This window comes from Escherichia sp. E10V5 (assembly GCF_004212315.1).
Classification (GTDB): Bacteria; Pseudomonadota; Gammaproteobacteria; order Enterobacterales; family Enterobacteriaceae; genus Escherichia.
Window position 1 is genome coordinate 126,176 of sequence record NZ_RHJM01000006.1, and the last position, 12,516, is coordinate 138,691.

11 protein-coding genes are annotated in these 12,516 nt (G+C 50.9%); 1 reads left to right on the forward strand and 10 read right to left on the reverse strand.

Annotated features, from left to right (window positions below):
- Positions 1-2: 2 nt before the first annotated feature.
- From D9738_RS05305 to dhaK, 7 genes are all read right to left on the reverse strand, one after another.
- Positions 3-761, reverse strand: coding sequence for an ABC transporter ATP-binding protein (locus tag D9738_RS05305; protein WP_130215977.1), 759 nt, complete (start codon positions 759-761; stop codon positions 3-5).
- Positions 758-1,738, reverse strand: coding sequence for an iron ABC transporter permease (locus D9738_RS05310; RefSeq protein WP_130259698.1), 981 nt, complete (start codon positions 1,736-1,738; stop codon positions 758-760). Before D9738_RS05310 ends, D9738_RS05305 begins: the two co-directional genes overlap by 4 nt.
- Entirely contained in the window at positions 1,738-2,760 is a 1,023-nt protein-coding gene (locus tag D9738_RS05315; RefSeq protein ID WP_130259699.1) for an iron ABC transporter substrate-binding protein, read from the reverse strand. The genes D9738_RS05310 and D9738_RS05315 overlap by 1 nt, the downstream gene beginning before the upstream one ends.
- A gap of 337 nt (positions 2,761-3,097) precedes the next feature.
- A complete protein-coding gene (locus D9738_RS05320; protein ID WP_130259700.1) occupies positions 3,098-4,795 on the reverse strand; it encodes an alpha,alpha-trehalase in 1,698 nt (565 codons plus the stop codon).
- Positions 4,796-4,916: 121 nt separating this feature from the next.
- Positions 4,917-6,335, reverse strand: coding sequence for a dihydroxyacetone kinase phosphoryl donor subunit DhaM (dhaM, locus tag D9738_RS05325; RefSeq protein ID WP_130205655.1), 1,419 nt, complete (start codon positions 6,333-6,335; stop codon positions 4,917-4,919).
- Positions 6,336-6,345: 10 nt separating this feature from the next.
- Positions 6,346-6,978, reverse strand: coding sequence for a dihydroxyacetone kinase subunit DhaL (gene dhaL / locus D9738_RS05330; RefSeq protein ID WP_130259701.1), 633 nt, complete (start codon positions 6,976-6,978; stop codon positions 6,346-6,348).
- 10 nt (positions 6,979-6,988) lie between these two features.
- Positions 6,989-8,059 carry a dihydroxyacetone kinase subunit DhaK gene (gene dhaK / locus D9738_RS05335; RefSeq protein WP_130215987.1) on the reverse strand — a complete coding sequence of 357 codons (1,071 nt, stop codon included), beginning with the start codon at positions 8,057-8,059 and terminating at the stop codon, positions 6,989-6,991.
- 227 nt (positions 8,060-8,286) lie between these two features.
- Here dhaK and dhaR point away from each other — a divergent pair, with 227 nt between their 5' ends.
- Positions 8,287-10,206: a dihydroxyacetone kinase operon transcriptional regulator DhaR gene (dhaR, locus tag D9738_RS05340; RefSeq protein WP_130259702.1), complete on the forward strand. Its 1,920-nt coding sequence runs from the start codon at positions 8,287-8,289 to the stop codon at positions 10,204-10,206.
- 37 nt (positions 10,207-10,243) lie between these two features.
- Here the strand turns inward: dhaR and D9738_RS05345 are convergent, their stop codons facing one another.
- The 3 genes from D9738_RS05345 to pth form a co-directional block, all read right to left on the reverse strand.
- Positions 10,244-10,420: a hypothetical protein gene (locus D9738_RS05345; protein ID WP_165383448.1), complete on the reverse strand. Its 177-nt coding sequence runs from the start codon at positions 10,418-10,420 to the stop codon at positions 10,244-10,246.
- A 189-nt stretch (positions 10,421-10,609) separates the two neighbouring features.
- Complete coding sequence (gene ychF / locus D9738_RS05350) at positions 10,610-11,701, reverse strand: redox-regulated ATPase YchF (protein WP_000505866.1); 1,092 nt, start codon at positions 11,699-11,701, stop codon at positions 10,610-10,612.
- A gap of 116 nt (positions 11,702-11,817) precedes the next feature.
- Entirely contained in the window at positions 11,818-12,402 is a 585-nt protein-coding gene (gene pth, locus D9738_RS05355; RefSeq protein WP_000152933.1) for an aminoacyl-tRNA hydrolase, read from the reverse strand.
- Positions 12,403-12,516: the final 114 nt, after the last annotated feature.

The window sequence follows — 12,516 nt, forward strand, 5'->3', positions numbered from 1 at the left end:
CCTTAGCGGCTAATTGCAGAGAGGTGATGATGAATTTGGTCGGCAGAAACCCGATACAGGGCCGCCAGTTTGTTCGTTGTTAACTGTTCGGTCGGTAAGCCTTGTGTTACTCGTCCATCTGGCTCTACCTGGATAATGCTGTCGGCAATGGCGTTGGCATGGAGCGGATGGTGAGTCGACATTAACATTGTCATGCCGTTATTTTTTAGCTGCGCCAGCGTGTCCAGAAGTTGGATCTGATGACCGAAATCGAGGCTGGAGGCGGGCTCATCCAGTAACAACAAGCGCGGTTGTTGGACGAGTGCACGGGCGATTAAAGCCAGCTGGCGTTCACCACCGCTAAGGGTATTCCAGCGTCTTGTCGCCAGATGCAAAATACCCAGCTTTTCCAGTTGTTCCGTTGCTTTCAGGCGTTCTTGCTTACCGGGAACGGAAAAAGCGCCCATGGTGGGGGCCAGGCCCATCAACACCATATCCAGCACACTGAAAGCAAAAATACCGTCGTGCGCCTGCGGTACCCAGGCAATTGCTTGCGCGCGCTGGCGATGGCTAAGTGTCTGAACAGGGATGCTATCCAGTAAGATCTCGCCCTTTAATAACGGAATAACGCCAAGAATGGAGCGCATGAGTGTGGTTTTGCCGCAACCATTGGCGCCAAGCAGACAACAAATTGTTCCTTGCGACAGGGCGAAGGAAACGTCACTTAGCACCGGATGGCGGGAGTAACCCAGAGACGCATGACGGACGGCAAGCAAAGTCACTGGCGACCTCCGCGTAACAACAAAAGCAGGAAAAACGGTGCGCCAACAAAAGCGGTAAGAATGCCGAGCGGGATTTCTGTTGTCCCAATGCTGCGCGCCAGCGTATCGGTGAGCAGGAGCAGAATCGCGCCAGTACACATTGCCATGGGCAACTGTTGCTGATGGTTATGACCGGTCAACAAGCGGGCAATGTGCGGAACGACCAGACCAACCCAACCAATAATGCCCGCTATTGCTACCGTGCTGGCGGTGATTAGTGTGGCGCAGACAATCAATCCTAATCGCAGACGCGCAACATTCAGCCCCAGCGAACGGGCTTCGTCATCAGAAAGCGTGAGTAAATTCATGCGCCAGCGGAGGAATAGCAGAGGAACGGTGCCAGCCAGAATGAGCGGTGCCGCGTAGTAAAGGTCGCGTAAGGTTACCGTAGACAGGCCACCGAGTAGCCAGAAGGTAATCGAGGGCAACTGGGTATAGGGATCGGCCAGCGTTTTAATTAGCGATATCCCCGCTCCACACAGCGTTCCTAACGCAATGCCGACCAGCACCAGCGTGAGCACCGGATCGTGACGAGTCACCCGACATGTAATCAGCCAGACGCCTGCGACCACCAGCAGACCGCCGCAAAATGCATAGAGTTGGATGTAAGCTATCGATAATCCCCACAGGATTGCAGCGCAGGCACCAAGTCCGGCACCGGCGGAGACGCCTAAAATATCCGGTGAAACTAAGGGATTACGAAACATCCCCTGATAGGTGGTTCCGGCGCCTGCCAGCGCAGCGCCCAGTAACAACGCCGCCAGAATGCGCGGCACGCGGATTTGCCAGAAGACAATTTGTTCCTGCACAGGAACATCTTCTTGACGAAGAATTAGCGCCAGCAGTTGCTGCATATCGAGATGATAAGCCCCATTTACGGCGGCAAAAGTGATACTGATAGCTGCCAGCAGCAGAATACATCCGTTCGCGGTTCTCATTAGCTCGCCACCATTTTTTGATAGTCGGCGTCACTTAATGGGCAATGCCAGAACAGTTGAGCGTAACGTTGCATATCGTTTTTAAACTGGCTGTTGACTGCGGGATCCAGCCAGGCGTGGAGTCTGCGCAATCCCAGAAGACGGTTGATTCCCGGCGGGGCATCCAGCCAGCCGAAAGGCAAGCCACTCAAAAACAAGATGCGATGTTCCGCAACGGCTTTTACGCCCTGCCAGAGAGGATCGTTACGGATAAAGTTTGCAGTCACAGCATCCTGAACCAGAATAATATCCGGCTGCCAGCGCAGTAGATTTTCCATGGAAACCTGTGCCAGGCCATGGCGATCGGCGATTTGCGCGACGTTGTGCAAACCTAATAATTCCGCCGCCTCGGTATGCAACGAACCCTGTAAGCCCGTTTCCAGCCCTCGGGGACCGCGCGCAGCATAAAAGCGGAGGTTAGCGGCGGGTGAGGTGGCGAATGCCTGAGCTTCACCAACGAAGCGGCTGGCGAGATTGGCTTGTTCTGCGGTGCGGTGCTCTTCGCCTAATGTTTTGCCCAGCGTTGTTAACTGTTCTGCCGATTGCTCCAGTTTTCCGTTAAGCAATAACCAGGGGATTTGTGTCTGTTCGCTAACCTGCCGTGCCTGGGAGAGCCAGGTTTCATCCGTATTGCCGCAATCAACGACCAAATCGGGCTGCAATGCCATAAGCCCTTCCATTGAAAGCGAACTGGCGCGCCCGGCGAGTCGTCCAAGTTTAGGTAAATGACGTATTGCCGGAGTTAATGGAATTGCCGCCTCGCGAGCAAAGTCAAAAGAAGAAAAACCGACCAGTTTTTCTGGCGCGACAGCCAGCAAAAGCAGATCGGCAGGCGCACCGGCACTGACAATACGCGTAATTTTTTTGGCTTCAGGAAGCGTCAATGAGGCCCAGAATTTAACTGATTGTGCAAAGGACGGCAGATGATGCAGGAACAAGGTAGACGCAAGAGCCTGCGTAAACATCCGTCTGGTTAGTGACATAAGTAATATCCTGACAATTAAAACCGCTATATATTTACATATATATCGGTAAAGATCATGTTTGATGTCAAGATTTGTCTAAAGAAACAGAATGATCTGCTTATTTGCTAAACAACGCTTTGTTCAACAAGAAAATTGTCAGGGAGAATGCGTGAGTGGCGGAAAAATATAAATAGAAGAGTAATGATTAATAAATTGATAATGTAAAATTAATATCTTCTCTGATATAAGAAAATTAAGACATAGATCGTATAATAATCGATGTTTGGTTTTTCGTGGAAAAAAAGAGCAATGCCAATTTTATGCGCGCAATGGCATTGCCCGATATACAGCAAAGTTAAGACGTAGGTTCCGCTTCTTTTTGTTTAACCGGCTGTGTGGTTGATTTACCGGTCGGACGCGTTGCCGGAACGTTGTCACACGGTTGTTCTTTCGGGCAGATCAAATCGAGCATTTTCAGCGTGACGCCATTGGTCCAGCCAAAGCCATCCTGCAACGGGTATTCGCCACCGCCGCCACCTGTTCCGGTGGTACTGACATCATATTTCTCGACCAGCTTCTTCTCCCGGTCATAAGTGTGCTGAACATTGGTCAGGAAGTGCCAGCTAATGTCCATCGCCACCTCGTTCTGCCCGTAGTTTTGCAACCCTTCTGTCGCGACCCATTGCAGGGGAGCCCAGCCATTTGGCGCATCCCATTGCTGTCCACTTTTAAACGATGTGGTGTTCAGTCCGCCTGGTTGCAACAGATGTGTTTTAGTGGCAGCAGCCATTTTGGTCGCGCGATCTTTTGCCGCTGCATTGACATAAAGCGGGAACAGGGCGGCGGCAGTTAACTGATTGCGTACTTTATCGCTCTTCAGATCGTAGTCGGCATACCAGCCATGTTGATCGTTCCACAGGTATTTTTCGATCCCTTTCTGACGGGCATCGGCGAGCGTTTCATATTGGCTGGCCATCGCGTTATCCCCGGCGACTTTACTGGCGCGGGAGAGAATTTTCTCCATCTTATACATCAGACTATTGAGATCGACCGGTACGATGCTGGTGGTGCGTAACGTATTTAACTGCTGCGGGTTGTCCATCCAGCGTGAACTGAAATCCCAGCCAGACGCGGCGGCAGAACGCAGATCGCGGTAAATTTCAGTGGCAGGGCGGTTCGGATTACTTTTGGCGGTGGCAATATCTTCTACCCACGACTCCGGGCGTGGCGTATCGTGGTCATCCCAATAGCGGTTAAGAATAGTGCCATCCTTGAGTTTAACAACGCGTTTTTCCTGTTGCCCGGCCTGCAGGTTTTCAATACCGTCCATCCAGTACTCGTACTCTTTTTGCAGTTGCGGCAGATATTGTTTCAACGCGTCGTCACCTTCATGTTGCGCGAGTAACTCTACCATCAAGGCAAAAAAGGGCGGCTGCGATCGGCTCAAATAATAGCTGCGGTTACCGTTTGGAATATGCCCATAAGTATCTATTTCATGACCAAAGTTTGCCACCATGTCCGCCACTTTATCCCAGTGACCGCTTTCGGCAAGCCCCAGCATGGTGAAGTAACTGTCCCAGTAATACACTTCGCGAAAACGACCTCCCGGCACGACATAGGGTTTCGGCAACGGCAACAGAGAATCCCATTGTTCGGTACTTTCGGTAGAACGGGTTAACACCGGCCAAAGTCCGTCAATGTGTTCGCGCAGTGACTGCCCCTTTGGAGGCACATATTTTTCTCCCTCTTTCGGCAGGGTGAAATTGACGTTAACGAAATGGCGCAGATCGAACCCGCTCTGATTCTGCTGCATCCGGTAGTCTGCGAGGATCATTAATGGATCGCTGTTAGGAATGGCATCGGCAAAAGTTTTTTGATCAGGAAAAAGTTTGGCGTTTTGCACATCGTTAAACAGAGGGCCTAACAAAATATCAGGCGATTGTGGCGTCACCGGTGTTTCTTCTGCCTGTGCAGATAGCGCGGTGGCACACAATAATACGGCAGCAGGTATTAACGCCACTTTCTGCGAGCGACGAGGGACAAGTGGTTTCATCAATCATTCTCCTTTGGCGATACCGAACAAAACGGTATTCAAGTATCAGAAAACCTTAGTTCAGGATCGCCGTAAGAGCATGATTGAAATCTTTTTCTGCGAACTGACAGACAAATCTAATTTAACTCTGATGCCTGAAGCATTGTGCTTTTACATCTAGCGTTAGCGTCTCTTCAGGTTGAATCGAATACAGCTTCTCTCCCTGCTGACAAATCCAGCCAATACCCAGTTCACGGGCAATTAGAGCGCTGTGGGATACCGGACTTCCGGCACTAAGGCAGATGCCCTTAACGACTGTCGGATCCAGTTGAAGTACCGTGGAGGGATAAATGTTCTCCGCCAGTAAAATGGTCGGCGCGCTAAACTGAGGGAGTTCTTCTTTTGTCTGTGTCAGGTGGAGCAGGGTGCGATGCAGAAGATCGTCCACATCAATATAGCGAGCCTGCAAATATTCATCATCAATCTGCTGGTATTGCTGGCTAAGTTCTTTAAGAACCTGCTGCCAGGCATACTCCGCCGTGCAATGTTCATGCTGAAGGAGTTCGCTTGCCGCTACCCGCAGTTCAGGATCGTCTAATAGTGTATGGTGGCCGGAAAAAATTGCTGCGATATCGTCGAGCCCGCTTGCTTCTGCCTTTGCCGTTAACGTCATCAGATCTAACAACGTGAAGTCAATTGCCTGGCGTAACCGTTCCTGTTCTTCTTCCACGCTCAGTGATGATTTTGCCTGTACTGTGCATAAAACCGGTTGATAATAAAAGGCTTTGCCTGTGACAGGCGGAACTGGACGCAGAGTTGGCGGTGCTATCTCTTCCATTTCACCAAAGTTATCTTCAGCCAACTGGCGAAAAGCGGCTAACGCCTCTTCAGCCTCTGGCCCTTTTGCAATCAGGCGCAGCGTATCGTTACAGCGGACTTGTAACAGCGCAATCTGGTTAATACTCTCCGGTGTTACGCACTTACCGTTTTTCTCCAACAACATGTCTGCATTAAATGTCGATAAGGTATAGACCAGTCGGGAGGCTGGACGGACGTGGAGTCCGTTACGGTTTTTAATCACCACTGCCAGAGAACGGGCTTCTTCATCGTGCGAGGGGCATATGTCGGAGATTTCAGTGGCGGATGATGGTAAACCCAGTTGTTCTCGTTTGGCTTCCAGCGCATGCATGGCGTCATGGATGACTTTGTCGATATCCGCCCCCGAGGCTGCGCTGACGGCGGCGGCTAACGTTCCTTCGACCAACGGTGCAGCGCACAAACGTACTCTCGCGGCGATCTCTGGCGCCAGCAATTCCAGTGCGGTTTCTGCACTCAATAACGCACTACCCATATCCATCATGACCAACACATGGTCGGCATCGGCAACGGATTCGATGGCTTCCATCACTTTGACGGCATCTGTACCGATGGGATTCTGCGGATCGTCAATTCCTGCGGCAATGGCGATTTTACAACTATCGCCCATTAACATCTGGCGAGCTAATTCACCGACACCTTCTCCCAGTCGGGCGCTATGTGAAACTATGACCAGGTTTACCATCACCAATTCCTTACTCTTTTGCGGCTAACGCCAACATTTGCATCATAAACATCACGGAGGTTGCACCAGGATCCTGGTGACCAATACTGCGTTCACCGAGATAACTGGCGCGGCCTTTGCGGGCTTGCATCGTAATCGTGCTTTGTGCGGCGGATTCCGCGACGCGACTGGCGGCTTCGAGCGCCGCCGGAACAGAAAGGTTTTGCTCACTGGACTGGCGTAACGACTCAACCACCGGCCCCCAGACATCGCACATGGTTTTATCGCCTGGTTCTGCTTTCCCCCGGCTGATTACGCCGTCTGCGCCATCACGGAACATCTGATAAAGCTCTATCAACGTCAGGCTTTGACGTGCCTGAGTGGCCTGTGCCGCACGGATAAAGAACGTACCGAACAGTGGGCCGCTGGCACCGCCGACGCTGGAAAGCAACGTCATGCCGGTATTCTTGAGAATGAAACCGATGTCTTTATCCGCGATGGCAGGGAGTTTTTCCACCACTTTGCTAAAGCCACGATTCATATTTAGCCCGTGGTCAGCGTCGCCGATTTCACGATCCAGCCCGGTAAGATAATCGCTCTCTTTGCTGAAAATTTCTCCACAGCGAGTGAGCCAGGTAACAATTTGAGTTCTGCTCAGTGACATGGTTATCTCCTTATTTACCCCAGTTAAGCGCCGGGGTGTGGACCGGGGCGTCCCATAACGCCAGCGTTTCGTCATCAACTTTCAGTAAGGTGATGGAAAAACCGGTCATGTCCAGTGAGGTGCAGTACGCGCCGATTAAATTGCGCTCGATAGTCAAGCCAGCTTGCTGGCAACGCGTGGTCAGGCGGTTATAGACGCCATACAGTTCAGAAAGCGGTGTCGCGCCAAGATTGTTGACCAGCGCAATCACTCGATCGCCAGACTGAAGCGGTTGTTTAGTTTGCGTCTCTTCCTGCCAGCTACCTTGTCGATAATCCCAGAAGCGCAGCGTGCGGTGGTATGTGCCATTTTCCAGCAGCGTGTCGAACATTTCATCGACAGTTTGATCAAGAGAGGAGAAGGGGCGGCGGTCAATACCCGGCTCACCATGAATGCCGACACCAAATTCCATTTCATTATCTGCCAGCGTAAAAGAAGGTTTGCCTGCAGCAGGAACGGTACAGGCACCGAGGGCGATACCAATAGAGTGGCCCTGATTGTTCAACTTACGCCCCAGTTGTGCACAAGCCTCCAGCGAGTCACCGCGTTCTGCCGCTGCGCCAACAATTTTTTCAATTAATACTGTATTGGCAACGCCGCGCCGCCCGGCGGTATAAAGACTGTCTTTTACTGCAACGTCGTCATCAATGACCACGGTGGTCACTTTTACGCCACTATCGTGCAGTAATTCGGTCGCTGTCTCGAAGTTAAGAATATCGCCGGTATAATTTTTGATAATCAGCAGTACACCTTCGCCACCATCGATTTGCATGGCACATTCAAAAATTTTATCGGGCGTCGGTGAGGTGAAAATTTCGCCCGGACACGCCCCCGAGAGCATACCCTGGCCAATATAACCACAGTGCATGGGTTCGTGTCCGCTGCCGCCGCCCGACAATAACGCCACTTTTCCTGCAATTGGCGCATCGGCTCGGGTGACATACACCGGATCCTGATGCAGTGCCAGCGAAGGATACGCTTTCGCCAGTCCCGCCAGTTGTTCGTTCAGTACGTCTTGCACATCATTGATCAATTTTTTCATTATTTTGCTCCAGCAATTAGGGTAGGGCATGGATGATGTTCAACGACACGGCGACCACTGACTGCCGATAAATCCATTGTGCATCAGGGAGGGGAAAAGAAAATTAACCAAAATTATGTTTCACAATGAAACATATGCTTTAATAAATGTTCCATAACGGAACAATGCCGAATCTGGATAAGTAAATTTGCGATGCGGAACACCTTTTTGTCATAAGGGCAGCAAATATGAATGACGGTTTTAACAACCAGCAACAGAGCGTATCTCCCTTGATAGCAGCATCCTGGGAGCGATGCCGCAAGCTGATGAAACGGGAGTCATGGAGCGTACCGCATCAGGCTCGGGGCGTGACATTTGCTTCTATCTATCGGCGTAAGGAAGCGATGCTGGCTCTCGGACAAGCGGCACTGGAAGATGCCTGGGAATATATGGAATCGCGGGCGTGCGGACTGTTCATCCTTGATGAAACCGCCTGCATCCTTAGTCGTTATGGCGATCCGCAAACGTTGCACCAGCTTAGTGTCCTGGGATTCAATGACGGCACGTATTGCGCAGAGGGAATTATTGGTACTTGTGCGCTATCGTTAGCGGCTATCTCCGGTCAGGCAGTGAAAACGATGGCCGATCAACATTTCAAGCAGGCGCTATGGGATTGGGCATTTTGTGCAACGCCACTGTTTGACAGCAAGGGCCGATTAACGGGAACGATAGCGCTGGCGTGTCCGGTTGAGCAAACCACCGCAGCCGATTTGCCGTTGACGCTGGCAATTGCGCGCGAGGTAGGAAATTTACTGCTGACAGACAGTTTACTGGCTGAAACAAACCGGCATTTAAATCAGCTTAACGCCTTGCTGGAAAGTATGGACGATGGCGTGATTAGCTGGGACGAGCAGGGTAATTTGCAATTTATCAATGCCCAGGCGTCGCGTGTTTTGTGTCTGGACGCGACGGCAAGTCAGGGAAGGGCGATCACTGAGCTATTAACGCTACCAACCGTATTGCAACAGGCAATAAAGCAAGCTCATCCCCTCAAACATGTGGAAGCGACTTTTGAAAGTCAGCACCAGTTTATTGATGCGGTCATTACCCTTAAACCGATAATTGAAACGCAAGGGACCAGCTTTATTCTGTTGCTCCATCCGGTAGAACAGATGCGGCAGTTGATGACCAGTCAATTAGGAAAAGTCAGCCATACCTTCGCTCATATGCCACAGGACGATCCGCAAACCCGCCGGTTGATCCATTTTGGCCGCCAGGCGGCGCGCAGCAGTTTCCCGGTGCTACTCTGTGGAGAAGAAGGCGTTGGCAAGGCACTGTTAAGCCAGGCCATTCACAATGAAAGCGAGCGTGCGGCGGGTCCCTATATCGCGGTTAATTGCGAGTTATATGGCGATGCGGCGCTGGCGGAAGAATTTATTGGTGGCGATCGCACGGAGAATGAAAATGGTCGTCTGAGTCGGCTGGAACTGGCACATGGCGGCACGTTGTTCCTTGAAAAGATTGAATATCTGGCGGCAGAGTTACAGTCTGCGTTGCTCCAGGTCATCAAACAAGGCGTCATCACAAGACTGGATGCGCGGCGTTTAATACCCATTGATGTCAAAGTGATTGCCACTACAACAGCGGATCTGGCGATGCTGGTGGAGCAGAATCGCTTTAGTCGCCAGCTTTATTACGCGCTTCATGCATTTGAAATTACCATCCCTCCTTTGCGGATGCGGCGCGACAGTATTCCGGCGCTGGTGAATAACAAATTACGCAGTCTTGAAAAACGCTTCTCTACGCGTCTGAAAATTGATGACGATGCGCTTACTCGCCTGGTTTCTTGCGCATGGCCTGGCAATGATTTTGAACTTTACAGCGTCATCGAGAATCTTGCGCTGAGTAGCGAAAACGGACGCATTCGTGTCAGTGATTTGCCGGAACACCTGTTTACTGAACAGGCGACAGATGATGCCAGCGCTACACGCCTTTCTACCAGTCTGTCATTCGCGGAAGTTGAAAAAGAAGCGATTATTAACGCGGCCCAGGTTACTGGCGGACGTATTCAGGAAATGTCGGTTTTACTCGGGATTGGTCGCACTACGCTGTGGCGAAAAATGAAGCAATACGGCATTGATGCGAGTCAGTTTAAGCGCCGTGGATAGCGGGAAAGTAGGCACTCTCCCGCGTATGACTTGCTAATTAATAGCGACCATGACTGCCATGATTTGGCCCACCATTTGAAGGTGGCATTGGCTTACCGGAAGCCGCAGGACCTCGCGGGCCATCGTTGTGGCGGTGATGATGGTGAGGAACACAAGCACTTAACAGGCTCGCAAAGACAATTGCTAACAGACTGAAGGTAAATGTTTTTTTCATGACAAACTCTTGAACGGTTAATGCACTGTGATTGTTATCACATAAAAGCCGCATTGTTAATATTGCCAGGAGTCTGATTATGGGTTTCGGTAACTCAGAATTGAAAGAAGCAGCGTAGCAGGCGTAAAAAAGCCATTATGTGCGACTCACATAATGGCTCGTTATTAACCGCCAGGATATTACGTGGAATTAGACGTTGAACAGGAAGTTCATCACATCGCCATCTTTAACGATGTAGTCTTTACCTTCTGCACGCATTTTGCCCGCTTCTTTCGCACCTTGTTCACCTTTGTAAGTGATGAAATCTTCAAACGAGATGGTTTGTGCGCGGATAAAGCCTTTTTCAAAATCAGTGTGGATTTTACCAGCTGCCTGCGGCGCGGTTGCTCCAACCGGAATAGTCCATGCGCGCACTTCTTTCACCCCAGCGGTGAAGTAAGTTTGCAGGTTCAGCAGTTTATAACCGGCACGGATCACACGGTTCAGGCCCGGTTCTTCCAGCCCCAGTTCCTGCATAAACTCGTCACGTTCTTCGTCGTCCAGTTCGGCAATGTCAGCTTCAACAGCAGCACAAACCGGAACCACAACAGAGCCTTCTTTCGCCGCGATTTCACGCACCTGGTCAAGATACGGGTTGTTTTCAAAACCGTCTTCGTTGACGTTGGCGATGTACATCGTTGGTTTCAGCGTCAGGAAGCTCAGGTAACGAATCGCCGCTTTCTCTTCAGCGCTTAAATCCAGCGCGCGCAGCATGCCTGCGTTTTCCAGCTGTGGCAGGCATTTTTCCAGTACCGCCAGCTCGGCTTTCGCGTCTTTATCGCCACCTTTGGCTTTCTTCTGTACGCGGTGAATCGCACGTTCGCAGGTGTCGAGATCCGCCAGCGCCAGTTCGGTGTTGATAACTTCAATATCGTCCGCCGGGTTAACTTTGCCGGAAACGTGAATGATATTGTCATTCTCAAAGCAGCGAACAACGTGGCCGATCGCTTCGGTTTCACGAATGTTGGTCAGGAACTGGTTACCCAGACCTTCACCTTTCGACGCGCCTTTTACCAGACCGGCGATATCGACAAATTCCATGGTCGTGGGAAGCGTACGCTGCGGTTTTACGATTTCAGCCAGTTGATCCAGGCGAGGGTCAGGCATTGGTACGACGCCCGTGTTCGGCTCGATGGTACAGAATGGAAAGTTGGCCGCTTCAATACCGGCTTTGGTCAGCGCGTTGAACAGGGTAGATTTCCCGACGTTGGGCAAACCGACGATACCGCATTTGAATCCCATGATTTAAATCACCTTAATATCTTAATAATCAACCTGTTATCACAAACAGATTGCAGAAATGGAAATAACTTTGCCTATTATACACGGCACTCGGCAAAAATGCCGCAGACAACGACTTATTGCGCTTTAAAGGCGTGCAATCGGTTCGTTGCTTTGGTCAAACCATCTGTAAACCACATTTCAGTACAACGCGCCGCTTCGTCGATGGCTTCATCAATTAACTTCTGTTCACTAACAGGTGGTTTGCCTAACACAAACCCGACAACTTTGTTTTTATCGCCCGGATGACCGATTCCGATGCGTAAACGGTGAAAGTTAGGGTTATTACCCAATTTACTGATGATGTCTTTCAGTCCATTGTGACCACCGTGGCCACCGCCCAATTTAAATTTGGCGACGCCCGGAGGCAGATCCAGTTCGTCGTGAGCGACCAGAATTTCGTCCGGATTAATGCGGAAAAAACTGGCCATCGCGGCGACGGCTTTGCCGCTGAGATTCATAAATGTAGTCGGGACTAACAGGCGGACATCTTCGCCTCCGAGGGTAACTCGCGAGGTATAACCAAAGAATTTAGCCTCTTCGCGCAGGGGAGCGCGTAAACGCTCCGCCAGTAAGTCAACGAACCAGGCGCCAGCATTATGTCGCGTTGCGGCGTATTCAGCGCCGGGGTTCGCCAGGCCGACAATCAATTTAATCGTCACGTTTTTTTGTCCTGAGTGAGTACATAACTGGCGCGTAGTTTACTGGTTGCGGCCCCGCTTGACAAAAAACAGCGTGTTAAACGCAGATAACATAATAATTGCCAGTATCGACTA